Origin of the sequence: Streptomyces sp. NPDC020422 (genome assembly GCF_044386705.1) — a bacterium.
GTDB lineage: Bacteria > Actinomycetota > Actinomycetes > Streptomycetales > Streptomycetaceae > Streptomyces.
Genome location: NZ_JBIRVJ010000002.1, coordinates 170,974 through 197,185 on the forward strand (window position 1 = coordinate 170,974; position 26,212 = coordinate 197,185).

The window sequence follows — 26,212 nt, forward strand, 5'->3', positions numbered from 1 at the left end:
CGGTCCAGGCGGTCCAGGCGGCCGCAGGCCGTGCGGGGGCGGGGGGGGGGACGCCGGTCAGGCGGCTGGATCGGCCGCAGCCCAGGCGGTCCGACCAGCCACCAGCCACCGGTCACCGGCCACCGGTCACCGGCCGCCGACCAGGCGGAACGCCGGGGCGGCCGCCGGCCGGAGGCCGCGTCGCACGGCGCTCAGGCGGCTCGGGCGGTCAGACGGCCAGGCGGCTCAGACGGCAGACGGCAGACGGCAGACGGCAGACGGCAACCGGCAACCGGCAACCGGCTCAAGCGGTCGGGTTGTCCGCGTCGTACCGGCGGAAGCCCTTCGCGTACAGCGCGAGGACGCCGATCGCCACGACGCAGGCGAGGCCGCCCCCGGTGATGGCCACGGCCGGGGAGGTGAGGTCCGCGACGGACCCGGCGAGGAAGTCCCCGAGCCGCGGGCCGCCGGCCACGACCACGATGAACACGCCCTGCAGCCGCCCCCGCATCTCGTCCGGGGCGGCGACCTGCATCATCGTGTTGCGGAAGATCATCGAGACGGTGTCGGAGTATCCGGCGACGGCGAGCAGGAGCAGCCCGACCCAGAGGTTGCGGGTGAGGCCGAAGGCGGCGATGGCGGTGCCCCAGGCGCCCACGGAGAGCAGGATCGCCTGCCCGTGGTGGCGGATCCGTCCCTGCCAGCCGGAGAGCACCCCGCCCAGGAGCGCGCCGAACGCCGGTGCGGCGACGAGGAGTCCGGTGGTGCGGGCGTCCCCGCCGTACCAGAGGACGGCGACGGCCGGGAAGAGGGCGCGGGGGTGGGCGAGGATCATCGCGCAGAAGTCGGAGAAGAACGTCATGCGCAGATTGGGCCGGGTGGCGAGGAACCGCAGCCCGTCGAGGACGGAGGCCCGCTTGGCGCCCGTCCGCTCCGGCAGCATCGAGGGCAGCCGCCACATCGCGTAGAGGGAGGCGGAGAAGGCGACGACGTCGATGGAGTACGCCGCCTGGTAACCGGCCAGTCCGACGATGAGGCCGCCGAGGCTGGGCCCGACGAGGGTGCCGAAGGTCGTGGTCATCGCGTTGAGCGCGTTGGCGGCGCGCAGCTGCTCGGCGGGCAGCAGGCGCGGGATCATCGAGCTGCGGGCGGGCGCGTTGAGCGCGGCGCAGACGGCCTGGAGGGCGACGATCCCGTACAGGAACCAGACCCGGTGGAAGCCGGCGAAGGCGGCCGTCGCGAGCGCGGCGGAGAGCAGCGCCGAGCCGCCGGCGCTGGCGAGGCCGAGCTTGCGCCGGTCGAGGGTGTCGGCGACGGCACCGCCGTACAGACCGAAGACGACGAGCGGGACGAGCGAGAACAGTCCGACGAGCCCGACGGAGAAGGGCGAGCGGGTGATGTCGTAGACCTGGAGCGAGATGGCGAGGGTCGTCATGCCCTGGCCGACCCAGGTGACGGCGTTGCCGAACCAGAGGCGCCGGTAGTGGGCGGAGGTGCGCAGCGGGGTGAGGTCGGCGAGGAACCGGCGCTTGCCGGGTCCCGCCTCCTGGGTGGCGGTCACGCGGCGTCGGCCGTGACGTCGTAGCGGAGCTCGGGGCGTGCCCAGTGGATCCGGCCGGAGGGCGGGACGGTGCCGGTCCGGCGGGCGCCGGTGCGCAGGTAGAAGTCCTCGGCGGGCGGGTGGGCGACGACCCGTATGGAGCCGAGCCCGGCGGCCCGCGCCTCGCCGATCATGTGTGTCACGAGCAGCCGCCCGATGCCCAGCCCCTGGGCCTCGTCGGCGACGAACGCGAGGTCGAGCTCGGCCTCGTCGAGGAGCAGCGCGTAGAACCCGAGCACCTTCCCGTGGCCGTCGACGGCGACGTGTACGGGGTGGTGCTCGATGTACGTGCCGCCCACCTGGTAGCCGTCGACCATGGGCGCGTAGTCGCCCCGGTAGGCGCCGGATTTCCGGACGATCTGGGTGAGGCGCTTGGAGTCGTCCGCGGTGGCGCGCCTGAGGGTGATCTCGACCATGAAGGGAGTATAGGACCGCAACTGGAAACCGATCCTTACATTTAGATGTCGTCGCTCTCTGTTCGGCAGATACCGCCGCTCTCTATTCGCGCACCGCGCAGTCGGCGAGCCGGTCGGGGTCGACGGCGTCGAGGCGGGTGGCGAGGGCGTGCAGCCGGTCCCGCAGCTCGACGATCTCCTCCAGGTCGAGGCCGGTGGCGGCGGCGATGCTCCGGGGCACGCCGAGCGCCTTCTCGCGCAGCGCGGCCCCGTCGCCGGTGAGGCGCACGGTGACGGACCGCTCGTCCTCGACGCTCCGCCGCCGCTCGACGAGGCCGGCCGCCTCCAGCCGCTTGAGCAGCGGCGACAGGGTCCCGGAGTCGAGCCGGAGCCGCTCCCCGATCCCCTTGACGGGCAGCTCGCCGTGCTCCCAGAGCACGAGCATCACCAGGTACTGCGGGTAGGTGAGGCCGAGCTCCTTGAGCGCACCGCGGTAGACGCCGTTGAAGGCGCGGGTGGCGGCGTGCAGGGAGAAGCAGATCTGGTTGTCGAGCCGCAGGAAGTCCTCGTCCATGGAAGCCAGGGTACGGGAGACCCACATCACACGCGATTAAGTTGTGCACAACTAAATAGCCCACTAACAATAGAAGGGCACCACAGCACGCCCCACCCGCTCCCCTCCGGACAGAAACGGAAGAACGCCCCATGGACGCGATCTACACCGCAGTCGCCACCGCCAACGGCCGCGAGGGCCGCGCCGTCAGCTCCGACGGCCACCTGGACCTCCCCCTCGCCCACCCGACGGCCCTCGGCGGCAACGGCCAGGGCACCAACCCGGAGCAGCTCTTCGCCGCCGGCTACGCGGCCTGCTTCGCCAGCGCGATGGGCGTGGTGGCCCGCCAGGAGAAGATCGACATCTCCGACGCCTCCATCACCGCCGAGGTCTCCATCGGCAAGGACCCGTCCGACGGCGGCTTCGGCCTGGCGGTCGTGATGCGCGCGGAGTTCCCGGACCACCTCCAGGGCGAGGCGGGCGCGGCCCTCCTGGAGAAGACCCACGCCTTCTGCCCGTACTCGAAGGCGACGCGCGGCAACATCAAGGTGGAGCTGGTGGTCGAGTAGAGACCCCAAGCCCCCCTGGGTGCCGCCCTGTTCGTAACTGATCGCCCCCTGTGCGCTTTTCGCGCACAGGGGGCGTTCGTGTGTGGTCGTTCATGTTCGGGCACGGGGGATTCGCCTGCCGTATGGCGGGCAGTCATGGGACGGCCGCCGGGCGGTGGCTCAAGGGCGCTCTCCTTGGGGCGCCCCGAGCCGGCCCGTCGGCTCCGCACCCGCACTCCCCGTCCGATCCCATCCCCGGAGGACAACTCCCCCATGGCCGACCTCAATCGCCGCCGGTTCCTTCAACTGGCGGGCGGCACCGCCGCGTTCACCATGCTGTCCGACAGCATCGCCCGCGCCGCCTCCATACCGGCACAGGGATCAACCGGAACGATCCAGGACATCGAGCACATCGTCGTCCTGATGCAGGAGAATCGTTCCTTCGACCACTATTTCGGTGCGATGAAGGGCGTACGGGGCTTCGGCGACCCGCGCCCGGTGACGCTGCCCAGCGGCAAGCCCGTCTGGAACCAGTCGGACGGCAAGACCGAGACCCTGCCCTTCCGGCCGACCAGCGACAAGCTCGGCATGGAGTACCTCCAGGGCCTCAACCACGACTGGCAGGGTGGCCAGAGCGCGTTCAACAAGGGCAGGTACGACAACTGGGTGCCGGCCAAGACCAAGGCCACGATGGCGCACCTGACCCGCGAGGACATCCCGTTCCACTACGCGCTCGCCGACGCCTTCACCATCTGCGACGCGTACCACTGCTCGTTCATCGGCGCGACCGACCCCAACCGCTACTACATGTGGACCGGGTACGTCGGCAACGACGGCACGGGCGGCGGCCCCGTCCTCAACAACGCCGAGGCGGGCTACGGCTGGACCACCTACCCCGAGCGCCTGGAGGCGGCCGGGGTCTCCTGGAAGATCTACCAGGACGTCGGCGACGGCCTGAACGCCGCCGGCTCGTGGGGCTGGATCAACGACGCCTTCCGCGGGAACTACGGCGACAACTCGCTGCTCTACTTCAACAACTACCGCAACGCGCAGCCGGGGAACCCGCTCTACGACAAGGCCCGCACGGGCACGAACGCGAAGGCGGGCGAGGGCTACTTCGACAGGCTGCGCGCCGACGTGCAGTCGGGCAACCTCCCCCAGATCTCCTGGATCGCCGCCCCCGAAGCCTTCTCCGAACACGCCAACTGGCCCGCGAACTACGGCGCCTGGTACATCGCGCAGGTCCTGGACGCGCTGACCTCGAACCCGGACGTGTGGGCGAAGACGGCCCTGTTCATCACGTACGACGAGAACGACGGCTTCTTCGACCACGTCGTCCCGCCGTACGTCCCGGCCTCGGCCTCGCAGGGCCTGTCGACGGTCGCGACGACCCTGGACTACTTCCCGGGCAAGACCGGCTACGCGGCCGGCCCGTACGGCCTGGGCCCGCGCGTCCCGATGATCGTCGTCTCGCCCTGGTCGACCGGCGGCTACACCTGCTCGGAGACCTTCGACCACACGTCGATCATCCGCTTCATGGAGACCCGCTTCGGCGTCCGGGAGCCGCAGATCTCCCCGTGGCGCCGCGCGATCTGCGGCGACCTTACGTCGGCGTTCGACTTCACCCGCACCCAGACCCAGCCGGCCGCCCTGCCGCCCACCGCCGGCTACTACCCGCCGGACAAGAACCGCCACCCGGACTTCCTGGCGACGGCCCCGGCGGTGGGCACGATGCCCCGCCAGGAACGGGGCGCGAAGCCGACCCGCCCCCTCCGCTACGCCCCGTACGTGGACGGCACGGCGGACGTGGTCGCCGGCACCTACCGCCTCACCTTCAGCGGCGGCCCGTCGGCGGGCGCCCAGTTCTACGTCACCTCGGCGAACCGCACGGACGCCCCGTGGACGTACACGGCAGAAGCGTCCAAGTCCATCACGGACACCTGGAACACCAAGTACAGCAAGGGCGTCACAGACCTCACGGCCCACGGCCCCAACGGATTCCTCCGCCGCTTCCGCTCCCCCGGCAAGACGGCGGTCCCGGAGGTGGTGGCCCGCCACAACGCGACGACGGGCAACCTGGACCTGACCTTCACCAACGCGGGCCCGACGACGACGGTGACGATCACCAACGCCTACGCGGGCACCCCCCGGACCCTCACGATCCCGAAGGGCACGACGACCACCCACACCGTCGACCTCACGGGGTCGTCCCGCTGGTACGACGTGACGATCACGACGGCCGCCACGACGGACTACCTCCGCCGCCTGGCGGGCCACGTGGAAACGGGCACGGCGGGCGTCTCGGACCCGGGGATCCTGACGTACTGATCCCTGCACGCCCCTGAAACCACAGCCGCCCCGGCACCGTACGCACGGTGCCGGGGCGGCCGCGTCAGACGCGCCGACCTACTCCGGGGACCCCCAGTCCTGTCCCCAGTAGAGGAACTCGAGCTGCCAGGCTCCCTCTCCCTCGGACGCGATCGTCTCCGTCGCGCCCTGGAGCTGCCACGAGGTGTGCACGAACAGGCGGAGATCCCGCTGCGCGAGCTCGTCCGCCCCGGTCAGGCAGACGGCGATCCGGTCAGGCCGCTCCTGGAACTCGCTGACCAGCAGGTCGAAGAACCCGTCCCAGCCCCCACGGTAGAAGTCCGGGAAACCGAGGGCCCGGGCGACGGCCAGCGACGCCTCGCGCTCCGACCAAAGGCCGCTCACGTCGACGTGGCGCACCGTGAACCCGGCGCCGTCCAGCGCCTTCTCGTACCGGTCCCGGTCCCGCTCCCGGAGCAGATACGGCTCCCGGGCGGCCTCCGCGATCGCTCCGGAGACCGGACGCCACTTCATGCCACGCACCAACGTGCCCTCCCCTGTCGCCTGGAACGTCCGCAACCCTAGAAGATCTTCTTCCCTCCCTCGAAGAGCTTCTTGTGGTACATCGCGAAGTAGCCGCCGAGGTCCCCGCTGGTGACGCTGAAGCCCTGGACGGTCTCGTCGTCCGTCGTGAAGGCGCAGAACACCGTCTTCTCGTCGAGGACGGCGATGCTCAGGGCGTCCACCTGGGAGGTGGCGCGGGTGTCGTGCAGTTGGATCGAGTGGAGGCGGTACTTGCCGTTCTTGACGGACTTGGCCTGCTCCCGCTGTTCCTCGACCCACTCCCGCATCGCGTCGGTCTGCGGCTCGGCCATGACGCGCAGGAGGGCGCGGTCGGAGTCGGCGTTGGCCCAGGCGACGCAGGCCTTGAAGTAGTCCCTCGCGGCCTTCTCGTTCCCCGGCGGGACACGGCGGAAGTAGCTGGACCGCACCTCGTCGGTGGTGTCCTTGAGCGCGGTCTTCAGCGCCCCGTAGAACTCCCGTCCCGTCTTGTAGTGGGTGACCGAGGACGCGGACGCGATGATGGCGTCGACCTTCTCCTCGACGCTCTTCTGCTGCTTCTGGACGAGGTCGAGCCGCTGGAAGACCAGCCCGGCCAGGAACAACGCCACCGGCGCAGCCCAGCCTTCGGCGGACCAGGCCGCCGTGAACACGTTGCGGAGGGTGAGGATCGCGGCCCCCATGAGCGGGATCCACACGGTGGCGACGTGGGCCACCTTCTCCGCGGTGCGACTTACCTTCGCTTTCACCACAGGCTCCCTACTGCGATCGGGCGATGGCTGCCCTGGAGCAACGCTATGCGCGTAGGCACCCGCTCCATAGGGGTCCGGACCCTGAGACGTCCCGGAGCGCACGGAGGGGGCGCACGGAGGGGGATGAGTACGCGCACTCATGCGCCGTCGGCGGGCCCTGAGCTGTGCTGGGGCCATGCCCACCGACCTTCGCGAGACCCGTGCCACCCGCACCTGGGTCCCCCCGTTCCTCTCGACCCTGGTCACCCTCCCGCTGGGGTTCCTCGCCCTCGTGTACGCGATGCTCTCGCCGATGGCCTGCGACTCCTGCGGGCAGGAGGAGGGCCGGCGCTTCACCGACAGCTTCATGCCGGCCTTCACGACCTTCGTGGTGGGCCTGGTGGTGGCGCTGGTGCTGTTGGTGGTCAGCTGGGCGCTGCCCCGGCGGGCCCGGCACACCCCGCGCCGGCTGGTCCTCGCCGTGTGCGCCCCGGTCGCCGTCGTCTGCGCCTGGCTGGTCTTCCTCGGGCTCGTCGACTGGCCGTGAGCCCGTAGGGTGTGACGCCGTGAGCGAATGGCAGATATCCGATGAGGCGGGCGGCGCGCTCGCCGCGCGCTGGTGGCAGTGGGCGCTGTCGGCACCCGACGAGCTGAGCCCGGTCGCCGACGAGACCGGCGAGCACGCGGGCTGGCGGCAGCCCGAGGACGTGTGGTTCCTGGCGGGGACCTACGGCGGGCGGGTGGTCCGGCGCTGCGAGGTGCCCTCCGGGCGGAGGGTGTTCTTCCCCGTCGTCAACGTGCAGCACACCAAGCTCCTCTCCCGGAAGCCGATGAGCCTCGACGTCGCCCAGGCGAGCGCCCACCTCAACGGCGTCCCGCTGCCGCTGACCGAGTTCATCGCGCCGCCGTTCCGGGTGGGGCTGCGGATGCACCTGGCGTGGGGCCTCTGGACGGGGCTCGCCCCGCTGACGCCCGGTCAGTACGTGCTGGAGATCAAGGCCACCACGACCGAGGGCTTCTGGGTGGACACGACGTACCACCTCACCGTCACCGACTGAGGCGCCGCCTTGGGCGCCTGGGATGATGGCTGATCGTCCACGCGCCTGATGTTCAGGGGGAGTTGCAGGTGCCCACCGTCACGCCACCGCCCATGCCGTCCCGTCCGCCCTCGGTGCCGGCGCCCCCGCGTGAGCCCTCGCCGCTGCGGAACCGCGCGACATGGGTCACCGTCGTCGTCCTGCCGATGGTCGGCGCCCTCGTGCTGTGGCTCGCCCAGGGAGGGCTGTCGTGGGTGGCGGCGAAGATATCCGGGCCGCCCGGTCTCACCGTCTACGACGGGGGACTCGGCGGCTGCGTGCCCCGGTACGTGGACGCGTCGCTGGATGAACTGAAGCGGAATCCGGATGCCGCCGAGACGGGGGTGCCCGTCCACGGCGGCCGGTTCGATCCAGTCGAGCTGCCGCTGACCCTGCAGGCGAAGACCTCGCAGGCCATCGTCGTCACCGGCATACGGATCAAGATCCTCTCGATCGAGCCGCTCCCCCGTACCGGAGTCGTCGTCGAGCCCGACGGCTGCGGGGAGATCATGGAGCCGCGGCCCTTCGACGTCGCCCTCACCGAGAAGCCCGCCCCGGTGGCGCAGCCCGTGGCCGACGAGAACGGCAAGCAGGCCGACTTCCCGATCAAGGTCTCCGACAGCGACCCCGAACAACTCAGCCTCCGCTTGGACCCGCGCGGCAAGGACGTGCGCTTCACCGTGGAGGTGGAGTGGGTGGCCGACGGGGAGTACGGCAGCAAGGTCCTGGACAACAGGCGGCTCGGGTACCGGGTGATGGACATGGGCCGACTGCCCTCCCATCCGAAGGCGGCACTGTACCGGTAGGCCGAGCGGGGGGCCGCCCCCCCCCTTCGCCTGAGACGCGGTGCGCGGTGCGCGGTGCGCGGTGCGCGGCATCCGCGCGGTGCGCGGTGCGCGGTGCGGGGTGCGCGGTGCGGGGTGCGCGTACGCGTTCAGACCCGCCCAGCTCACCTCGTCGCCCGTGCCCCCGGTTCACTCGACCCCCGGACCACCAGCCGCGTCGGGGCCATGATCGTCCGGGCTCGGGTGCGGTCGCCGTCCAGGCGGGTGAGGGCCGTGGTGGCCGCTGCCTCGCCGATGGCCGCGGGGTCCTGCGCCACCACCGTCAGGGCCGGGTCGAGGACGTCGGCCAGGGGGAGGTCGTCGAAGGTGACGAGGGCGACGTCCTTGCGGCCCGCGCCGGTGCGGCGGGCGGTGACGCCGAGGGCCGTCGTGTTGTTCGCGGCGAACAGGGCGGTCGGCGGGTACCGGCCTCCGGCTCTTCGCCGAGGGAGGCACGGCCCGCCTGGACAGCACCAGGGTCTGGCAGATGCGGCCGTACCGCGACTGAACACGGCGCCGCGCGTCCCCCGCGTACCGGGCGCCGGCTCTGGCCGTGCCGGCCCCGCACCGGGCGCAGCCTTTGCCGCGCCCGCACCCCCGGGGCGCGGCATTCGCCCCGTCCCCGCCCCTCCCAGCCGCAGGCTTTGGCCGCGTCCCCCCGCCGCGGCTAGGGTGTGCCGCCGTACTCGGCGGATCGCTCCCCTGAAGAAGGTGGGAATGGGGCACATCGACGCAGACCACGTGGGGCTGGTCGTCGCGGCGCAGGCCGGCGACGACCGGGCGCGCGAGCAACTCGTCGCCGCGTACCTGCCCTTGCTGTACAACATCGCGGGGCGGGCGCTGGACGGACATGCCGATGTCGACGACGTCGTCCAGGAGACCCTGCTGCGCGTGGTGCGCGACCTGCCCGCCCTGCGAGCCCCGGAGAGTTTCCGGTCCTGGCTGGTGTCGATCACGATCCGTCAGATCAACACCCACTGGCAGCGTCGGCGTACCGTCGCCGACCGGACGACGGGCATCGACGAGGCACACCGTCTGCCGGCCGCAGGCGCCGAGCCCGTGGACGTCACGATCCTGCGGCTGCACGTGTCGGACGAGCGGCGCCGGGTCGTCGAGGCCGGCCGGTGGCTCGACCCGGACCACCGGATGCTGCTGTCGCTGTGGTGGCAGGAGTGCACCGGCCTGCTCGGCCGGGAGGACATGGCCGCGGCGACCGGGCTCACGGTCGCCCACGTCGGGGTGCGCCTGCAGCGCATGCGCGAGCAGCTGGAGCTGTGCCGGACGCTCGTCGCCGCGCTGGAGGCCGACCCGCGCTGTCCGGGGCTGGACGGGACCCTCGCCGGCTGGGACGGTCAGCCCGCGTCGGTGTGGCGCAAGCGGATGGCGCGGCACACCCGTGGCTGCCCGGTCTGCACGGCGCCGGCGACCGCGCCCGAACGGATCCCGGCCGAGCTGCTGCCCCTCAGCCTCACGGCGCTGGCCGTCCCGGCCGGCCTGGTCGCCCTGCTGACCGCCAAGGGCCTGCTGTCGGGTACGGCCGCCGGTGCCGCCGGGCTGGCCGCGGCGACGTCGACGCCCGCCGCCGGCACGGCGGCGGCAGCGGCAGCGGCGCCGGGCGGAGGCCTGCACGGCGCGCTGGGCGGCAAACTCCCGGTGGTGTCCGCTCATCCGCTGGCGAGTCTGGCCACCGTCGCGGTGCTCGTCGCCGGGGCCGCCACCTACGCGGCCTGGCCCGAACCGGCGCACCGGGAGCCCGGTGTCACCGCCGCTCCCACGGCGGCGCATCCCGCGCCGCTCCCCTCGCGCACCGCCTCGCGCACCCCCTCGCCGACCGGACCGTCCTCGACCGGACCGTCCCCGGCCGGACCGTCCCCGGCCGGCTCGCCCCCGCCGAACCCGTCCGCCCCCGCGGGCACCGTCCCGCTGGGCACGCGGTCCCTGGAGTCCGTGGACCGCCCGGGCCTCTTCGTCGCCTCCGCGGGCGACTTCGCGACGCTCGGCGGCGTCGACCCGGCCGGCGACGCCCAGGCGCGGCGACGCGTCGTCTTCACGGTCGTCGAGGGGCTGGCCGACCCCCGGTGCGTCACCTTCCGCGCCGCGGACGGCCGGTACCTCCGCCACCACTATCTGCGGCTGCGGCTGAGCGGCGACGACGGCAGCCGCCTGTTCCGTGAGGACGCCACCTTCTGCCCCCGCCCCGGCGCGGTCGCCGGTTCGGTGACCCTGCACGCGCACAACTATCCCGGTTCGGTCCTCCGCCACCGCGACGACGGCATCTGGCTCGACGGATCCGACGGCACGCGGGCCTTCGCCGGCCAGGCCTCCTTCGTCGTGCGCGCGCCCCGGGCCTGAGGGCGTCGCGCCGTCCGCCCACGGGACGCGTCATCGGGCGTTCCCTCGGCCGGCGCGGAATTTCTGTTACGAGGCCGCGCGCCCGAAAGCCTCCCCTTCAGGGGCGTCGTTCCCGCCGCTCGCCGTGACGTGCGGCGCGGCGGGATCGCCGACTCCCCCGCCGACGTGTCCCCTGAAGAAAGCCCCCCACCGATGACAGCACACACCCACGCCCCCCGGGCGACCGCTCCGCAGACCGGCCGAGGAACGTCGTGAAGGGCCTGCACCGGCTCCGCCGGCGTCCCCGCGTCATGGCGATCGGACTCACCGCCGGGGCGGTCGTCGCCGGTGTCGTGACGCTCCTCCCGAGCTCCGCGGGAGCCGCGCCCCTCGGCGCCGAGGCGGCCCCCTCGGGCCGGTACTTCGGCACGGCCGTGGCCGCAGGCAGGCTGGGCGACTCCGCGTACACCGCGATCGCCGACCGGGAGTTCACCATGGTCACCCCGGAGAACGAGATGAAGTGGGACGCCGTCGAACCGTCCCGCGGACGTTTCGACTTCACCCGCGCGGACCGGATCGTCGACCGCGCCCTGGCGCACGGGCAGCGCCTGCGCGGCCACACCGCGGTCTGGCACTCGCAGCTTCCCTCCTGGGTCACCTCCATCCGGGACGCGAAGACGCTGCGCGGCGTGATGAACCACCACATCACCACCGAGTTGACCCACTACAAGGGAAAGGTCTACGCCTGGGACGTGGTCAACGAGGCGTTCGCCGACGGCGGCAGCGGCCGGCTCCGCGGCTCCGTCTTCCAGGAGGTGCTCGGCGACGGCTTCGTCGAGGAGGCGTTCCGCACCGCCCGTACGGCCGACCCCGCGGCCAAGCTCTGCTACAACGACTACAACATCGAGAACTGGTCGGACGCCAAGACCCAGGGCGTCTACCGCATGGTCAGGGACTTCAGGTCCCGTGGCGTGCCCATCGACTGCGTCGGGTTCCAGAGCCACTTCGGGGCGGGCGGCCCGCCGGCGAGCTTCGCGACCACCCTGGCCGGCTTCACCGCGCTGGGCGTCGACGTCCAGATCACCGAGCTGGACATCGCCCAGGCACCTCCCAGCGCCTACGCGAAGGCGGTCGGCGCCTGTCTGTCCGTCGCCCGGTGCACCGGAATCACGGTGTGGGGCGTACGGGACGGCGACTCCTGGCGCAGCGGCGAAAGCCCCCTCCTGTTCGACGCCGGCGGCAGGCCCAAGCCCGCCTACGACGCCGTCGTCAACGCCCTGAGGGCCGGTTCCGGCACCGCCCCGGGCACGCCGGCCGGCGGCACCGGCGAGATCAGGGGCGTGGCCTCCGGCCGCTGTGTCGACGTCCCCGGCGCCGCCACCGCCGCCGCCGGCAGCCGGGCGCGCCTGTGGGACTGCGACGGCCGTGCGGGCCAGCGCTGGACCCTGACCGCCGACCGCCGGTTGCGGGTCCTCGGCGACAAGTGCCTGGACGCCCGGGGCGGGGGCACCGCCGACGGCACGCCGGTGATCGTCTGGCAGTGCAACGGCGGTGCCAACCAGCAGTGGACCGTCCGCGCCGACGGCACGATCGCCGGCGTCCAGTCCGGGCTGTGCCTCGACGCCGTCGGCGCGGCCACCGCGAACGGCACCACGATCCAGCTGTACGCCTGCGCGCCCGTCGGCAACCAGAAGTGGTCCGTCCCGTCCGGGCCGGGCGGCGGCGGCACGTGCGCTCTTCCGTCGACGTACCGGTGGAGTTCCACGGGCCCGCTCGCGCGGCCGTCGAACGGGTGGGCCGCGGTGAAGGACTTCACCCACGTGACGTACGGGGGCAGGCACCTGGTCTACGCGTCGAGCGCCTCGGGATCCTCGTACGGCTCGATGGCCTTCCGTCCCTTCGCGGACTGGTCGGACATGGCGGCCGCCGGTCAGACCGGGATGCGCCGGAACGCGGTGGCGCCCACGCTGTTCTACTTCGCGCCCAAGAAGGTCTGGGTCCTCGCGTACCAGTGGGGTGCGTCCCCCTTCGGCTACCGCACGTCGAGCGACCCCACCGACCCCGACGGCTGGTCCGCGCCGCGGCCCCTGTTCACCGGATCCATCCCCCGCGCCGAATCCGGCACCGGCCCGATCGACCAGACCCTGATCGCCGACGACAAGAACATGTACCTGTTCTTCGCCGGCGACAACGGCAGGATCTACCGGGCGAGCATGCCGATCGGGAACTTCCCGGGCAGCTTCGGCTCCTCGTACACGACGGTCATGAGCGACACGGCGAGGAACCTGTTCGAGGCGCCGCAGGTCTACAAGGTCAAGGGCCGGGACCAGTACCTCATGATCGTCGAGGCCCGGGGCGCGAACGAGCGCCGCTACTTCCGCTCGTTCACGGCCTCCAGCCTGAGCGGTACGTGGACCCCGCAGGCCACCGGCGAGGACAGGCCCTTCGCGGGCCGGGCCAACAGCGGCGCCACCTGGACCGACGACATCAGCCACGGCGACCTGCTCCGCAGCGACCCCGACCAGACGATGACCGTCGACCCCTGCAACCTGCAGTTCCTGTACCAGGGCAAGTCCCCCACCGCGGACGGCCCCTACGACCGCCTGCCGTACCGGCCGGGCCTCCTCACCCTGCAGCGCTGAGCTGCCCCCTTCCACGGTGATACGCAAGGAGCACACCCCCCTCATGAGCAACCCCACCCGCGGCAGGAGCCGCGGCCGTCACCGCCGGCGCTGGAGCGCCACCGCCCTGCTGCTCGCGGTGCCCGCCGCCGTCGTGCCGTACCTCCTGTTCACCCAGGACGACTCGCGGGCCGCGACGGTCGACGGCGACGTCTTCTACCGGCTGGTCTCGGTGCGCAGCGGCAAGGTGATGGACGTCGACGCCTTCTCCACCGCCGACGGCACCCGCATCCAGCAGTGGACCGACCAGAACACGCCCAACCAGCAGTGGCGGCTGAGGTCCACCGGAAACGGCTACTACGAGCTGGTGAACCGCAACAGCGGCAAGGTGCTGGGCATAGCGGGCGGCTCGACCGCCCGTTCGGCCGCCGCCGAGCAGCAGAGCGACAGCGCCTCCGCCTCCCAGGAGTGGCGGATCGACGCGGTGGGCGGTTCCGATGCCGTCACCTTCACCTCCCGCGCCGGCGGCCTGGTCCTCGACGTCTCCGGAGGGACCACCGCCCAGGGCGCGGCGATCATCCAGTATCCCGGCAAGGGCAGCACCAACCAGCAGTGGAGGCTGGTGAGGGCGGCCGCCGCCCCTCCGGCCGCGAGCGGACCGTACACCTGGCACAACGCCCAGGTGGTCGGCGGCGGTTACGTCACGGGGCTGGTGTTCAACCCCCGGGAGAAGGGCCTGCTGTACGCGCGCACCGACATGGGCGGCGCCTACCGCTGGGACGCCGCCGCCGAGCAGTGGCTGCCGCTCACCGACTGGCTCGGCGAGAAGGACTGGAACCTGCTGGGCATCGACGCGCTGGCCACCGACCCGGTCGCGCCCGACCGGCTCTACCTCGCGACGGGCACCTACACCAACGACTGGGCCGGCAACGGCGCGATCCTGCGCTCCACCGACCGGGGCCGCACCTTCCAGCGCACCGACCTGCCGTTCAAGCTGGGCGGCAACGAGGACGGCCGGGGGGCGGGCGAACGGCTCGTGGTCGACCCCTCGGACCACCGCGTCCTGCTGCTGGGCACCCGCAAGAACGGCCTGTGGCGCAGCACGGACAGCGGGGTGACATGGCGGCAGGTGTCCTCGTTCCCCGTCAAGGACGGGGCGGGCAGCGGCGCCGGGATCTCGTTCGTGACGTACGGCCCGGCCGGCAGCGGGACGGTGTACGTCGGCGTCGCCGACAAATCCGCCTCCCTGTACCGCTCCACCGACGGCGGCGCCGGCTGGCAGGCCGTCCCGGGGCAGCCCACCGGACGGCTGCCGCAGCACGGCGTGCTCTCCGGTGACGGCTCGCTCTACCTCACGTACACCGATGCCCTCGGACCCAACGGCGTGACGGCGGGCTCGGTCTGGAAGTACACGCCGGCCTCCGGTTCCTGGCGGAACGTCTCGCCCTCGCAGGGCGGCTACGGCTTCTCCGGCCTGGCCGTCGACCCGCGCAGGCCGTCCACGGTGATGGTCACCACCCTCGACCGCTGGTGGCCCGAGGACGAGATCTACCGCACCACCGACGGCGGCACGACGTGGACGGCGCTGGCGGACAAGTCCGTACGGGACGCCTCCGGCGCTCCCTACGTCGGCACCCACACCGGGCACTGGATGACCGCCCTGGCCATCGACCCCTTCGACTCCGGACATGTGCTGTACGGCACGGGCAACGGCATCTGGCGCAGCAAGGACGCCACCGCCACCGACAGCGGGGGCACCAGTCACTGGGCCGTCGGGGCGCGCGGCCTGGAGGAGACCGCCCTGATGGACGCGATCGCCCCGCCGGGCGGCGCCAGTGTCGTCACGGCCATGGGCGACCAGGGCGGCTTCCGCCACGACGACCTGACCAAGGTGCCCGCGGGGCGGCTGGGCAACCCGGTGATGACCAACAGCACCGACATCGACTTCGCGCAGGCGGCCCCCTCGATGATGGTGCGCGTCGGCCGTGGCGGGGCACAGGACGGCGCCTACTCCACCGACGGCGGCGGCACCTGGCACGGCTTCGCGGCGGAGCCGGTGGCCGGCGCCCAGGACGGGCACGTCGCGCTCGCGGCGGACGGCTCCACCATCGTCTGGACCCAGGCCGGTCAGGTCCCGTACCGCTCGACCGACAGGGGGGCGAGCTGGTCGAGGGTCGGCGGTCTCGGCGGCGATGCCGTCGTGGTCGCCGACCGCTCCTCGGCGCGGACCTTCTACGCGCTGTCCGGCGGCACGCTCCACGCCAGCACGGACGGCGGCGCGACCTTCACCGCCCGCGCCGGCAACCTGCCCGCCGGCGGCCGGCTCACGGCGGTCCCCGGCGTCGCGGGGGACCTGTGGATCACCGGCGGCGGCCAGGGGCTGCTCCACTCCACCGACGGCGGCCGCACCTTCGCCCCGCTCACCACGGTGAGGTCGGCCTCCGCCCTCGGCTTCGGCAAGGCGGCGCCCGGCGCCTCCTACCAGGCGCTGTATCTGATCGGCACGGTGAAGGACGTCACCGGCGTCTTCCGCTCCACCGACCGGGGCGCCACCTGGCTCCGCGTCAACGACGACGCCCACCAGTGGGGCGGCATCGGCGGCGTGGGCGTCATCACCGGCGACCCCGACCGCTTCGGCCGCGTCTACGTCGGCACCAACGGACGGGGCCTGCAGTACGGCGACCCGTCCTGAGCCCGAGCGGGCCCCTGGAGCCCCTCAGTTGATGATCTCGGCGCGGTCGTCGTCTCGGATCGCGGCCAGCCGGTCCCTCCACATGCGAAGGGCTTCGGGTGTCTGCCGCGTCCAGTCGGCGACCTCGCCGACGATCAGCAGCGGCTCCCGGCTGCGATAGGAGCGGGTGGGGTTGCCGGGGAACTTCTTGTCGGTGACGTTGGGGTCGTTCTCGAACTCCCCGGTCGGTTCGACCACGTACACGCGCGGGTCCCCGTCACCGGCGGCGAGTTCGGCGGCGAGACCCGCGCCGTCGCGCAACGCGGTGAAGTAGATGTGGTTCATCACGATCTCGGGCCGGTAGTTGGAACGGAAACCGGCGGTGAGCAGGTCCCCGATCCGCAGATCGGCCTTCGTACCGTGAAAGAACGGCCCCTCGTCCAGCACCTTGTCCATCGCCCCAGGCTACCCACCGGGACCCGACGCGAGCCGGGGGCGGCTTGGCCGCCCCGGGCGTGGGCCTACGACGGCCGGGGAGGGTTCAGAGGCGAAATCGGCGGAATGTGCGGCGTGTCACACGCGGGAGTCGCAGGACCGGCGTGGGACCATCGACGCGGCGTCGACATCGACGCTCCACCCGGAACCGCCGGGCAAGAGGGCACGGCCTCTGCGGGACCGCGCGCGAAAACACCCCTCAGGGGCGTTTCCGCAGGGCAGAACGTTTTTCTTGGTGGGGCGGGTGGGACTCGAACCCACGGCCGACGGATTATGAGTCCGCTGCTCTAACCGGCTGAGCTACCGCCCCGAACACCACGGCGCGTACAAGTGTGCGCGCCGTCTGCCGCAGCATAGCCGCTCATACGATCTCCTGCTCCGGATGGTCGGCCATGCTCGATCTAGAGGACACCGGGGGCGGGCCGTCGGTTCCCGGGGAAACGAAAAAGGACCCCGAAGGGTCCTTTTCGCTCTGCTCCCCCGACTGGACTCGAACCAGTAACCCTCCGGTTAACAGCCGAATGCTCTGCCAATTGAGCTACAGGGGATCGCGCTCCCCCGACTGGACTCGAACCAGTAACCTGCCGGTTAACAGCCGGCTGCTCTGCCAATTGAGCTACAGGGGATTGCTGCGTTGCCACGAACGGATCCACCTCTGGCCTTGCCAGGCGGCGGGCGCTCGCTGCGAGACATAGATTAGCGCAAGCAGGGGGGTGCTCCGCCAATCGGTATCCCCAGGGGCTCCAGGGAAGGGTCACAGCCGTGCGGTACAAGCTGATCTTCGTCGCGGGACTGGCCGTCGGGTTCGTGATCGGGACCCGCGCCGGGCGCGAGCAGTACGAGCGGATGAAGAAGTCCGCCCAGGCCGTCGCCCAGAACCCGGCCGTCCGCAACGCGGCCGAGTCCGCCGCCCAGACCGGGCGGCAGGTGGCCGGGAAGGCGCTGCACGCCGTCGGCGACCAGGCGCAGAAGATCCGGTCCCGGCGCGATCACAACGGGCAGTTCTCCGTGTACGAGGAGGACGACTGGGGGACCAGCAACACCTGACCGCGACGGTGTCCGCGGACCGGCGCGGACCGGTCCGCGCCGGTCCGCGGACGGCTCCGCGTACGGCAGAATCTCTGTCATGGGGATAGTCGCCGGACTCGACAGCTCTTCGGATTCCACCCGCATCGTCGTCTGTGACGCCGATACGGGTGCTGTGCTGCGGCAGGGGCATGCCCCGCATCCCCTCGATCCCAAGGCCACCGACGTCGATCCGCAGGCCTGGCTGCTCTCGCTCGGCGAGGCCGCCACCGGCGGGCTGCTCGAAGGCGTGGAGGCCATCGGCGTCTCCGCGCAGCACGGCCTCGTGCCGCTCGACCCGCAGGGCGGTCTCGTCCGGCCCGCGCTGGTCGGCAACGACAAGCGGGCCCAGGTCGCGGCCGCGGACCTCGTCGAGGGGCTCGGCGGCCGGTCCGCCTGGGCCGAGGCCGTCGGCACCGTCCCGCAGGCCGGACTCCCGCTCACCAAGCTCCGCTGGCTGGCCCGCAGCGAACCCGAGCACGCCCAGCGGATCGCGATGGTCCTCCAGCCGCACGACTGGCTCGTCTGGCAGCTGCTCGGCCGCCCCGCGCGCCGTACCACCGACCGCGGCGCCGCCTCCGGCACGGGCTACTGGTCCGCGCGGACCGGGGTCTACCGGCCCGACCTCGTCGAGCTCGCGCTCGGGCACCAGGCCGTCCTGCCGGAGGTGCTCGGGCCCGCCGAGGCCGCCGGCACCACCCCCGAGGGGCTCCTCATCTCCGCCGGCACCGGCGAGACCATGGCCGCCGCCCTCGGGCTCGGGCTCGGCGCCGGTGACGCCGTCGTCTCCCTCGGCGCCTCGGGCTCCGTCATGGCCGTCCACCACGAGGCCCTCGCCGACCCCGACGGCATGATCACCTCCTTCGCCGACGCCACCGGCATGCACCTGCCCGTCGTGCACACCGCGAACGCCGTACGAGCACTGCGCGGCACCGCCGAGATGCTGGGGGCGGAGTCCCTGGAGGAGCTCTCCGCGCTCGCGCTCAAGTCGACGCCCGGCGCCTCCGGCCTGGTGCTCCTGCCGTACCTGGAGGGCGAGCGCACCCCGCGGCTCCCCCACACCGCCGGCACCCTCGCCGGACTGCGCCGCGAGTCGATGAAGCCGGAGCACCTGGCCCGGGCCTCCTTCGAGGGCATGCTCTGCTCGCTCGCCGACGCCATGGACGTGCTGCGCCACCGGGGCGTCGAGGTGCGGCGGGTCTTCCTGCTCGGCGCCGCCGCCGGACTGCCCGCCGTACAGGCCCTCGCGCCCGCGCTGTTCGGCGCGCGGGTCGTCGTCCCCCAGCCGGCCGACTACGCGGCGCTCGGCGCCGCCCGGCAGGCCGCCTGGGCACTCGGGGTGTCCCGGGGCACGCTCTCCCCGACCGCTCCCCCGGCCTGGCAGGGCGCCGCCACCCAGGTCTTCGAGCCGGGCGAGGAGCTGGCCGTCGGCCAGGCCGTGCGCCAGCAGTACGTCGCGACGCGCGAGCAGATCCACCCGGGGGCCTTCGGGTCCTGAGGCGCCGGGGGCGTTCGTAAAGAGTTCACCAGGGCCCCGGCGCGGCTCGAAAACCGAGTCGTAACGCCACAGCGGTGCGGGCGATAGTAGAACCCGTGCTCATAAGACTTCTCCGAACCCACCTTGGGCCGTACCGAAAACCGATCGTCCTGCTCGTGGTGCTCCAGCTGCTGCAGACCAGCGCCACGCTCTACCTGCCGACCCTGAACGCCGACATCATCGACAACGGTGTCGTGAACGGGGACACCGGCTACATCCTGCGGTTCGGCGCGCTGATGATCGGCGTGTCCGTGATCCAGGTGGCCTGCAACATCGGGGCCGTCTACTTCGGCGCGCGCACCGCCTCCGCGCTCGGCCGGGACGTCCGGGCCGCGGTCTTCGACCGGGTGCAGTCCTTCTCGTCCCGGGAGCTCGGGCACTTCGGCGCGCCCTCGCTGATCACCCGGACGACCAACGACGTGCAGCAGGTCCAGATGCTGGTCCTGATGGCGTTCACCCTGATGGTCTCCGCGCCGATCATGTGCGTCGGCGGCATCATCATGGCGCTCAGCCTGGACGTGCCGCTGTCGGCCGTGCTGATCGCGGTCGTGCCGGTGCTCGGCATCGCCGTCTCGCTGATCGTGCGCCGGATGCGGCCGCTGTTCCGCACCATGCAGACCCGGCTCGACACGGTGAACCGGGTGCTGCGCGAGCAGATCACCGGCAACCGGGTCATCCGGGCCTTCGTGAAGGACGCCTACGAGCGCAAGCGGTTCGAGGGCTCCAACGCCGAGCTGACCGAGGTGTCGATGGCCACCGGGCGCCTGATGGCGCTGATGTTCCCGACCGTGATGACGGTCGTGAACGTGTCGTCGATCGCCGTCGTCTGGTTCGGCGCGCACCGCATCGACAGCGGCGGGATGGAGATCGGCGCGCTGACCGCCTTCCTCGCCTATCTGATGCAGATCGTCATGGCCGTCATGATGGCCACCTTCATGTTCATGATGGTGCCGCGGGCCGAGGTGTGCGCCGAGCGCATCGAGGAGGTGCTCGACACCGAGTCCAGCGTGGTGCCGCCCACCGAGCCGGTGCGCGAGCTGGACCGGCGCGGGCACCTGGAGGTCAGGAGCGCGGACTTCCGGTACCCGGGCGCCGAGGAGTCGGTGCTCAAGGACGTCGAGCTGGTCGCCCGGCCGGGCGAGACCACGGCGATCATCGGCTCGACCGGCAGCGGCAAGTCCACGCTGCTCGGGCTCGTGCCGCGGCTGTTCGACGTGACCGGCGGCGAGGTGCTCGTCGACGGCGTCGACGTGCGCACCCTCGACCCGAAGCTGATGGCGCGGACCGTGGGGCTCGTCCCGCAGAAGCCGTACCTGTTCTCCGGGACGGTCGCGACCAACCTGCGGTACGGCAAGCCGGACGCGACCGACGAGGAGCTGTGGCACGCCCTGGAGGTGGCCCAGGCCGCCGACTTCGTCCGGAAGCTGGAGCACGGCCTCAACGCGCCGATCGCGCAGGGCGGCACGAACGTGTCCGGTGGGCAGCGGCAGCGGCTCGCCATCGCCCGCACGCTGGTGCAGAAGCCGGAGATCTACCTGTTCGACGACTCGTTCTCGGCGCTCGACTACGAGACGGACGCCCGGCTGCGGGCGGCGCTCTCCGAGGAGACCGCCGACTCGACCGTGGTCATCGTCGCCCAGCGGGTGTCGACGATCCGGGACGCCGACCGGATCGTGGTCCTCGACGAGGGCCGGGTCGTGGGCACCGGACGCCACCAGGAGCTGATGGCCCGGAACGAGACGTACCGGGAGATCGTGCTCTCCCAGCTGACCGAGGCGGAGGCAGCCTGATGGCCGGTCCACGTATGCCCATGGCCGGGGGCGGCCCGGACTCCAAGTCGATGGACTTCAAGGGCTCCGGCAAGCGGCTGCTGCGGCAGCTGGCGCCGGAGCGCGGCGCCCTGTGGGTGATGCTGGTCGCCGGCGTGCTGTCGGTGGCGGCCTCGGTGGTCGGGCCGAAGATCCTCGGCCGGGCGACCGACCTGGTCTTCGCGGGCGTGGTCGGGCGGCAGATGCCCGAGGGCGCCACGAAGCAGGGGGCCCTGGACGCGCTGCGCGCCAAGGGCGACGGCGGGATGGCGGACATGCTGGCCGGGGTGGACTTCACCCCCGGCAAGGGCATCGACTTCACGGCGGTGGGCGAGGTCCTCGGCCTGGCGCTCGCCGTGTACGTGCTGGCGGGCCTGCTCATGCTGGTCTCGACGCGCATGTCGATCCTGGTGATCAACCGGACCGTGTACCGGATGCGGGAGGAGGTCCAGGCGAAGCTGGCGCGGCTGCCGCTGTCCTACTTCGACCGGGCCAAGCGCGGCGAGGTGCTGTCCCGGGCGACCAACGACATCGACAACATCTCGCAGACCCTCCAGCAGTCGATGGGCCAGTTGATCAACTCGCTGCTCACGATCGTCGGCGTGCTCGCGATGATGTTCTGGATCTCGCCGCTGCTCGCCCTGGTGGCGCTGGTGACGGTGCCGCTGTCGGTGGTGGTGGCGACGCGGATCGGCAAGCGCTCGCAGCCGCACTTCGTGCAGCAGTGGCGCTCCACGGGCAAGCTCAACGCCCATGTGGAGGAGATGTACACCGGCCACACGCTGGTGAAGGTCTTCGGCCGGCAGGAGGAGTCCGGGAAGGACTTCCACGAGCAGAACGAGGCGCTGTACGAGGCCGGGTTCAAGGCCCAGTTCAACAGCGGCGTGATGCAGCCGGTGATGCTGTTCGTGTCGAACCTGAACTACGTCCTGGTGGCCGTGGTGGGCGGTCTGCGGGTGGCGAGCGGCAGCCTGTCCATCGGTGACGTGCAGGCGTTCATCCAGTACTCCCGGCAGTTCTCGATGCCGCTGACCCAGGTCGCCTCGATGGCGAACCTGGTGCAGTCGGGTGTCGCCTCGGCCGAGCGGATCTTCGAGCTGCTCGACGCGGAGGAGCAGGCGCCCGACGCCGCGGCGAGCGAGAAGCCGACGGACCTCAAGGGCAAGGTCGCCCTGGAGGGCGTGGCCTTCCGCTACGAGGAGGACAAGCCGCTCATCGAGGACCTGTCGCTCGCGGTGGAGCCGGGGCAGACGGTCGCGATCGTCGGCCCGACGGGCGCCGGCAAGACCACGCTGGTCAACCTCCTCATGCGGTTCTACGAGGTGACCGACGGGCGGATCACCCTCGACGGGATCGACATCTCCCGGATGTCCCGCGAGGACCTGCGCGCCGGCATCGGCATGGTCCTCCAGGACACCTGGCTCTTCGGCGGCACCATCGCCGAGAACATCGCGTACGGCGCGACGCGCGAGGTGAGTCGGGCGGAGATCGAGGAGGCGGCGCGGGCCGCCCACGCCGACCGGTTCATCCGCACCCTGCCCGAGGGGTACGACACCGTCATCGACGACGACGGAGCGGGCGTCAGCGCCGGCGAGAAGCAGCTGATCACCATCGCGCGGGCGTTCCTGTCCGACCCGGTGATCCTGGTCCTCGACGAGGCGACCAGCTCGGTCGACACCCGTACCGAGGTGCTGATCCAGAAGGCGATGGCGCGGCTGGCGCACGGCCGCACCAGCTTCGTGATCGCGCACCGGCTCTCCACCATCCGGGACGCGGACGTGATCCTGGTGATGGAGAACGGCTCGATCGTGGAGCAGGGCACCCACGAGGAGCTGCTGGCCTCCGGCGGCGCCTATGCCCGCCTGTACGCGGCGCAGTTCGCGCAGGCGGTCGCCGAGGTCGACTGACCGGCCGGGTGCGAGGGCCTGTCCGGCGGGTGACGCGATCCGCCGGGCGGGCCCTGCCCTGCGGGCAGACGGCGCCACGTTCCGGGCACGGCCTAGTCGAGATAGCCGCGCAGCTGGTCCGCGTAGGCGTGGTCCCGCAGTTTGTTGAGGGTCTTGGACTCGATCTGGCGGATGCGTTCGCGGGTCACGCCGAAGAGCTGTCCGATCTCCTCCAGGGTGCGGGGCCGGCCGTCGTCGAGGCCGTAGCGCAGCTGGACGACCTTGCGTTCGCGTTCGCCGAGGGTGGAGAGCACGGCCTCCAGGTGTTCGCGCAGCAGCAGGAAGGCGGCGGACTCCACGGGGGACGCGGCGTCGCCGTCCTCGATGAGGTCGCCGAGGGCGACGTCCTCCTCCTCGCCGACGGGGGCGTGCAGGGAGACCGGTTCCTGGGCGAGCCGCAGCACCTCGCCTACCCGTTCGGGGGCCAGGTCGAGCTGGGCGGCGACCTCTTCGGCGGTGGGTTCGTAGCCGCGTTCCTGGAGCATCCGGCGCTGGACGCGGATGACCCGGTTGATGAGCTCGACGACGTGCACGGGGACGCGGATGGTCCGGGCCTGGTCGGCGAGGGCCCGGGACATGGCCTGGCGGATCCACCAGGTCGCGTACGTCGAGAACTTGTAGCCGCGCGCGTAGTCGAACTTCTCCACGGCCCTGATGAGGCCGAGGTTGCCCTCCTGGACCAGGTCGAGCATGGTCAGGCCGCGGCCCACGTAGCGTTTGGCGACGGAGACCACGAGCCGCAGGTTGGCCTCGATGAGCTTGCGCTTGGCGATCCGGCCGAGGACCACGAGACGGTCCAGGTCGAGCGCCAACTGCGAGTCGAGGTCGGGGGTGTTGGCGAGCTTCTCCTCGGCGAACAGCCCGGCCTCGACGCGCCGGGCGAGCTCGACCTCCTCCTCCGCGGTGAGCAGCGGCACGCGGCCTATCTCGCGCAGGTACTGCCGGAAGAGGTCGGAGGAGGGCCCGTTGCCGCCGTAGTCGCTCCGGCGTCGCTGGGCGGGGATCTCGGGCTCCGCCTCGACGGCGCCCAGCTCGACCGGGGAGGGTTCGACCGGGGAGGGCGGCTCGGCCTGGGGCGGTTCCTGGGACACGGTGACGGTCTGGGTCTGCACGGGGGGCGACCTCCAGGGTGGGTGATCGCTGCCGGTTCGGGGGCGTGACGGCAACGGGACGGCACCGTCACCCAGTGTGGGGTACGACACATCACCGCCACGAGGGGCGTGCGGTGACTTTTTGAATCGGCGGCGTCACCCGACGTTAAAGTGCCGCGGCCCCGTTGTTGCGCAGCGACTGGGCGTACTGGGTGAGCACCCACAGCTCGTTCTGCACCGCCGCCACCTGGCCGGGGTCGCCGTGGGCGCCGAGGCGGGCCAGGGTGCCCTGGACGTCGCGCAGGCGCCGGTCGACGGCGCGCAGCCGGACGGTGACGAGCTGGTCGCCCGCGTAGGCCTCGTCGACGGTCTTGGCGAAGATCGCCTCGACGGCGAGCTCGGTGACGAGGGCGCGGACGCTGTCGTCGGGGGCGGCCTCGCGGACCGCGTCGAGGTAGTCGGAGGGGGCGCCGGTGGCTCCGCCGGCGTCCTGGATGCACTGGCGGACGGCCGCGTAGGGCGGGGCGGTGAACTCGTCGATCCCGTACGCGTCGAAGGCCGGGGAGACCAGCTCGGGCCGCTGGAGGGCCAGCTTGAGCAGCTCGCGCTCGGTGCGGTGGGCGGGGCTGCGCAGGTTGAGCGCGGGCCCGGCGGACGCGACGGGCGCCTTGACCTCCTCGTACGAGCGCTGCCGGCGGCCGCCGTCGCGCGAGGGGCCCTGGTCCTTGCCGCCGCCGCGCTGCCAGCGGGCGATCTGGGCGACCCGGCGGACGACGAACTGGGTGTCGAGGATGCCGAGCATGCCGGCGAGCTGGACGGCGACCTCGTGCTGGGAGGCGACGTTCTTGATCCGGGCGACGATCGGGGCGGCCTCGTCGAGGGCGGCGGCCCGGCCGGAGGGGATCTCCAGGTCGTAGCGGTTCACGATCTGGCGCAGGGCGAACTCGAAGAGCGGGGTGCGCGGCTGGACGAGGTCGGCGACGGCCTCGTCGCCCTTGGCGAGGCGCAGTTCGCAGGGGTCCATGCCGTCGGGGGCGATGGCGATGTAGGTCTCGGCGGCGAACTTCTGGTCGTCCTCGAAGGCGCGCAGGGCGGCCTTCTGGCCGGCGGCGTCGCCGTCGAAGGTGAAGATCACGCGGGCCGAGCCGTTGTCCATGAGGAGGCGGCGCAGGATCTTGATGTGCTCGCCGCCGAAGGCGGTGCCGCAGGTCGCGATGGCGGTGGTGACGCCGGCCAGGTGGCAGGCCATGACGTCGGTGTAGCCCTCGACGACGACGGCGCGGCTGACCTTGGCGATGTCCTTCTTGGCCAGGTCGATGCCGTAGAGCACCTGGGACTTCTTGTAGATCGGCGTCTCGGGCGTGTTGAGGTACTTGGGCCCGTTGTCGTCCTCGCGGAGCTTGCGGGCGCCGAAGCCGACGACGTCGCCGCCGACGTCCTTGATCGGCCACATCAGGCGGCCGCGGAAGCGGTCGATGGGGCCGCGGCGGCCTTCCTGGGAGAGGCCGGAGAGGACCAGCTCGCGGTCGGAGAAGCCCTGGCCGCGCAGGAAGCGGGTGAGGTGGTCCCAGCCGGCCGGGGAGTAGCCGACGCCGAAGTGCTCGGCGGCGGCCTGGTCGAAGCCGCGCTCGGCGAGGAACTTGCGCCCGATCTCGGCCTCGGCGGAGCCGAGTTGCTCGGCGTAGTACCGCGCGGCGGCCTGGTGGGCCTCGACCAGGCGGGTGCGTTCGCCGCGCTGGTGGCCGGGGTTGTAGCCGCCCTCCTCGTAGCGCAGGGTGATGCCCGCCTTGGCGGCGAGGCGCTCGACCGTCTCCGAGAAGGAGAGGTGGTCGATCTTCATCACGAAGGCGATGGTGTCGCCGCCCTCCTGGCAGCCGAAGCAGTGGAAGAGTCCCTTGCTCGGGCTGACCTGGAAGGAGGGCGACTTCTCGTCGTGGAAGGGGCAGAGCCCCTTCAGGTTCCCGCCGCCGGCGTTGCGGAGCTGGAGGTACTCGGACACGACGGCGTCGATCGGGACCGCGTCCCGTACCGCCTTCACGTCGTCATCGTTGATCCTGCCTGCCACGCATAGAG

The 26,212-nt window shown here is 72.0% G+C and carries 21 protein-coding genes and 3 tRNA genes; 12 read left to right on the plus strand and 12 right to left on the minus strand.

Annotated features, from left to right (window positions below; translation table 11 throughout):
* Window positions 1-283: 283 nt before the first annotated feature.
* The 3 genes from ACH414_RS04855 to ACH414_RS04865 form a co-directional block, all read right to left on the minus strand.
* Entirely contained in the window at window positions 284-1,540 is a 1,257-nt protein-coding gene (locus ACH414_RS04855; RefSeq protein WP_398940802.1) for an MFS transporter, read from the minus strand.
* Entirely contained in the window at window positions 1,537-1,995 is a 459-nt protein-coding gene (locus ACH414_RS04860) for a GNAT family N-acetyltransferase (RefSeq protein ID WP_386564025.1), read from the minus strand. Before ACH414_RS04860 ends, ACH414_RS04855 begins: the two co-directional genes overlap by 4 nt.
* An 82-nt stretch (window positions 1,996-2,077) precedes the next feature.
* The gene (locus ACH414_RS04865) at window positions 2,078-2,575 is read right to left on the minus strand and encodes a MarR family winged helix-turn-helix transcriptional regulator (RefSeq protein WP_382543460.1); all 498 of its coding nucleotides are present in this window, start codon (window positions 2,573-2,575) and stop codon (window positions 2,078-2,080) included.
* Window positions 2,576-2,679: 104 nt separating this feature from the next.
* On the opposite strand from ACH414_RS04865, the gene ACH414_RS04870 reads away from it, so the two are divergent.
* Both ACH414_RS04870 and ACH414_RS04875 read left to right on the plus strand, forming a co-directional pair.
* Window positions 2,680-3,096, plus strand: coding sequence for an organic hydroperoxide resistance protein (locus tag ACH414_RS04870; protein WP_382543463.1), 417 nt, complete (start codon window positions 2,680-2,682; stop codon window positions 3,094-3,096).
* Between the two features lie 252 nt (window positions 3,097-3,348).
* Complete coding sequence (locus ACH414_RS04875; RefSeq protein WP_398940803.1) at window positions 3,349-5,403, plus strand: phosphocholine-specific phospholipase C; 2,055 nt, start codon at window positions 3,349-3,351, stop codon at window positions 5,401-5,403.
* 78 nt (window positions 5,404-5,481) lie between these two features.
* Here ACH414_RS04875 and ACH414_RS04880 read toward each other — a convergent pair whose 3' ends face one another.
* A complete protein-coding gene (locus tag ACH414_RS04880; RefSeq protein WP_398940804.1) occupies window positions 5,482-5,916 on the minus strand; it encodes a barstar family protein in 435 nt (144 codons plus the stop codon).
* A 47-nt stretch (window positions 5,917-5,963) separates the two neighbouring features.
* Window positions 5,964-6,692: a hypothetical protein gene (locus ACH414_RS04885; protein WP_382543471.1), complete on the minus strand. Its 729-nt coding sequence runs from the start codon at window positions 6,690-6,692 to the stop codon at window positions 5,964-5,966.
* Window positions 6,693-6,870: 178 nt separating this feature from the next.
* Between ACH414_RS04885 and ACH414_RS04890 the strand changes: the two genes are divergently transcribed.
* From ACH414_RS04890 to ACH414_RS04900, 3 genes are all read left to right on the plus strand, one after another.
* Window positions 6,871-7,221: a hypothetical protein gene (locus ACH414_RS04890; RefSeq protein ID WP_382543473.1), complete on the plus strand. Its 351-nt coding sequence runs from the start codon at window positions 6,871-6,873 to the stop codon at window positions 7,219-7,221.
* Window positions 7,222-7,240: 19 nt separating this feature from the next.
* Complete coding sequence (locus tag ACH414_RS04895) at window positions 7,241-7,732, plus strand: hypothetical protein (protein WP_398940805.1); 492 nt, start codon at window positions 7,241-7,243, stop codon at window positions 7,730-7,732.
* A gap of 92 nt (window positions 7,733-7,824) precedes the next feature.
* On the plus strand, window positions 7,825-8,556 hold the full coding sequence (locus tag ACH414_RS04900; RefSeq protein WP_398940806.1) for a hypothetical protein: 732 nt from the start codon (window positions 7,825-7,827) through the stop codon (window positions 8,554-8,556).
* Between the two features lie 143 nt (window positions 8,557-8,699).
* Here the strand turns inward: ACH414_RS04900 and ACH414_RS04905 are convergent, their stop codons facing one another.
* Window positions 8,700-9,401: a substrate-binding domain-containing protein gene (locus tag ACH414_RS04905; RefSeq protein ID WP_398940807.1), complete on the minus strand. Its 702-nt coding sequence runs from the start codon at window positions 9,399-9,401 to the stop codon at window positions 8,700-8,702.
* Between ACH414_RS04905 and ACH414_RS04910 the strand changes: the two genes are divergently transcribed.
* From ACH414_RS04910 to ACH414_RS04920, 3 genes are all read left to right on the plus strand, one after another.
* Window positions 9,292-10,926, plus strand: a complete 1,635-nt coding sequence (locus ACH414_RS04910; protein WP_398940808.1) for a sigma-70 family RNA polymerase sigma factor — start codon at window positions 9,292-9,294, stop codon at window positions 10,924-10,926. The two genes, ACH414_RS04905 and ACH414_RS04910, sit on opposite strands and share 110 nt — an antisense overlap.
* Before the next feature lie 251 nt (window positions 10,927-11,177).
* A complete protein-coding gene (locus tag ACH414_RS04915; protein WP_398940809.1) occupies window positions 11,178-13,547 on the plus strand; it encodes a non-reducing end alpha-L-arabinofuranosidase family hydrolase in 2,370 nt (789 codons plus the stop codon).
* A 43-nt stretch (window positions 13,548-13,590) separates the two neighbouring features.
* Window positions 13,591-16,218 carry an RICIN domain-containing protein gene (locus tag ACH414_RS04920; protein ID WP_398940810.1) on the plus strand — a complete coding sequence of 876 codons (2,628 nt, stop codon included), beginning with the start codon at window positions 13,591-13,593 and terminating at the stop codon, window positions 16,216-16,218.
* A gap of 24 nt (window positions 16,219-16,242) precedes the next feature.
* On the opposite strand, the gene arr is transcribed toward ACH414_RS04920, so the two are convergent.
* The 4 genes from arr to ACH414_RS04940 all read right to left on the minus strand — a co-directional run bounded on the left by arr (window position 16,243) and on the right by ACH414_RS04940 (window position 17,318).
* Window positions 16,243-16,653: an NAD(+)--rifampin ADP-ribosyltransferase gene (arr, locus tag ACH414_RS04925; protein ID WP_398940811.1), complete on the minus strand. Its 411-nt coding sequence runs from the start codon at window positions 16,651-16,653 to the stop codon at window positions 16,243-16,245.
* 272 nt (window positions 16,654-16,925) lie between these two features.
* Window positions 16,926-17,002: transfer RNA gene (locus tag ACH414_RS04930), tRNA-Ile, on the minus strand.
* A gap of 165 nt (window positions 17,003-17,167) precedes the next feature.
* Window positions 17,168-17,240 (minus strand) — tRNA-Asn (locus tag ACH414_RS04935).
* A 5-nt stretch (window positions 17,241-17,245) separates the two neighbouring features.
* Window positions 17,246-17,318, minus strand: a tRNA-Asn gene (locus ACH414_RS04940).
* A gap of 136 nt (window positions 17,319-17,454) precedes the next feature.
* On the opposite strand from ACH414_RS04940, the gene ACH414_RS04945 reads away from it, so the two are divergent.
* The 4 genes from ACH414_RS04945 to ACH414_RS04960 all read left to right on the plus strand — a co-directional run bounded on the left by ACH414_RS04945 (window position 17,455) and on the right by ACH414_RS04960 (window position 23,009).
* Window positions 17,455-17,739 carry a YtxH domain-containing protein gene (locus ACH414_RS04945; protein ID WP_382543497.1) on the plus strand — a complete coding sequence of 95 codons (285 nt, stop codon included), beginning with the start codon at window positions 17,455-17,457 and terminating at the stop codon, window positions 17,737-17,739.
* A gap of 79 nt (window positions 17,740-17,818) precedes the next feature.
* Window positions 17,819-19,255 carry an FGGY family carbohydrate kinase gene (locus ACH414_RS04950; protein WP_382543500.1) on the plus strand — a complete coding sequence of 479 codons (1,437 nt, stop codon included), beginning with the start codon at window positions 17,819-17,821 and terminating at the stop codon, window positions 19,253-19,255.
* 95 nt (window positions 19,256-19,350) lie between these two features.
* On the plus strand, window positions 19,351-21,084 hold the full coding sequence (locus ACH414_RS04955; RefSeq protein WP_382543503.1) for an ABC transporter ATP-binding protein: 1,734 nt from the start codon (window positions 19,351-19,353) through the stop codon (window positions 21,082-21,084).
* Window positions 21,084-23,009: an ABC transporter ATP-binding protein gene (locus ACH414_RS04960; protein ID WP_382543506.1), complete on the plus strand. Its 1,926-nt coding sequence runs from the start codon at window positions 21,084-21,086 to the stop codon at window positions 23,007-23,009. The genes ACH414_RS04955 and ACH414_RS04960 overlap by 1 nt, the downstream gene beginning before the upstream one ends.
* Before the next feature lie 92 nt (window positions 23,010-23,101).
* Here the strand turns inward: ACH414_RS04960 and ACH414_RS04965 are convergent, their stop codons facing one another.
* Together ACH414_RS04965 and dnaG are read right to left on the minus strand one after the other, a co-directional pair.
* A complete protein-coding gene (locus ACH414_RS04965; RefSeq protein WP_382543509.1) occupies window positions 23,102-24,250 on the minus strand; it encodes an RNA polymerase sigma factor in 1,149 nt (382 codons plus the stop codon).
* Between the two features lie 55 nt (window positions 24,251-24,305).
* Window positions 24,306-26,204, minus strand: a complete 1,899-nt coding sequence (gene dnaG, locus ACH414_RS04970; protein ID WP_398940812.1) for a DNA primase — start codon at window positions 26,202-26,204, stop codon at window positions 24,306-24,308.
* Window positions 26,205-26,212 lie beyond the last annotated feature (8 nt).

Coding starts and splice junctions, on each gene's coding strand:
- ACH414_RS04960 (WP_382543506.1), top strand. CDS start 21,084: ATGGCCGGTCCACGTATGCCCATGGCCGGGGGCGGCCCGGACTCCAAG.
- ACH414_RS04920 (WP_398940810.1), top strand. CDS start 13,591: ATGAGCAACCCCACCCGCGGCAGGAGCCGCGGCCGTCACCGCCGGCGC.
- ACH414_RS04875 (WP_398940803.1), top strand. CDS start 3,349: ATGGCCGACCTCAATCGCCGCCGGTTCCTTCAACTGGCGGGCGGCACC.
- ACH414_RS04890 (WP_382543473.1), top strand. CDS start 6,871: ATGCCCACCGACCTTCGCGAGACCCGTGCCACCCGCACCTGGGTCCCC.
- ACH414_RS04905 (WP_398940807.1), bottom strand. CDS start 9,401: ATGTTGTACAGCAAGGGCAGGTACGCGGCGACGAGTTGCTCGCGCGCC.
- ACH414_RS04880 (WP_398940804.1), bottom strand. CDS start 5,916: ATGAAGTGGCGTCCGGTCTCCGGAGCGATCGCGGAGGCCGCCCGGGAG.
- ACH414_RS04950 (WP_382543500.1), top strand. CDS start 17,819: ATGGGGATAGTCGCCGGACTCGACAGCTCTTCGGATTCCACCCGCATC.
- ACH414_RS04900 (WP_398940806.1), top strand. CDS start 7,825: ATGCCGTCCCGTCCGCCCTCGGTGCCGGCGCCCCCGCGTGAGCCCTCG.
- ACH414_RS04870 (WP_382543463.1), top strand. CDS start 2,680: ATGGACGCGATCTACACCGCAGTCGCCACCGCCAACGGCCGCGAGGGC.
- ACH414_RS04865 (WP_382543460.1), bottom strand. CDS start 2,575: ATGTGGGTCTCCCGTACCCTGGCTTCCATGGACGAGGACTTCCTGCGG.
- arr (WP_398940811.1), bottom strand. CDS start 16,653: ATGGACAAGGTGCTGGACGAGGGGCCGTTCTTTCACGGTACGAAGGCC.
- ACH414_RS04860 (WP_386564025.1), bottom strand. CDS start 1,995: ATGGTCGAGATCACCCTCAGGCGCGCCACCGCGGACGACTCCAAGCGC.
- ACH414_RS04910 (WP_398940808.1), top strand. CDS start 9,292: ATGGGGCACATCGACGCAGACCACGTGGGGCTGGTCGTCGCGGCGCAG.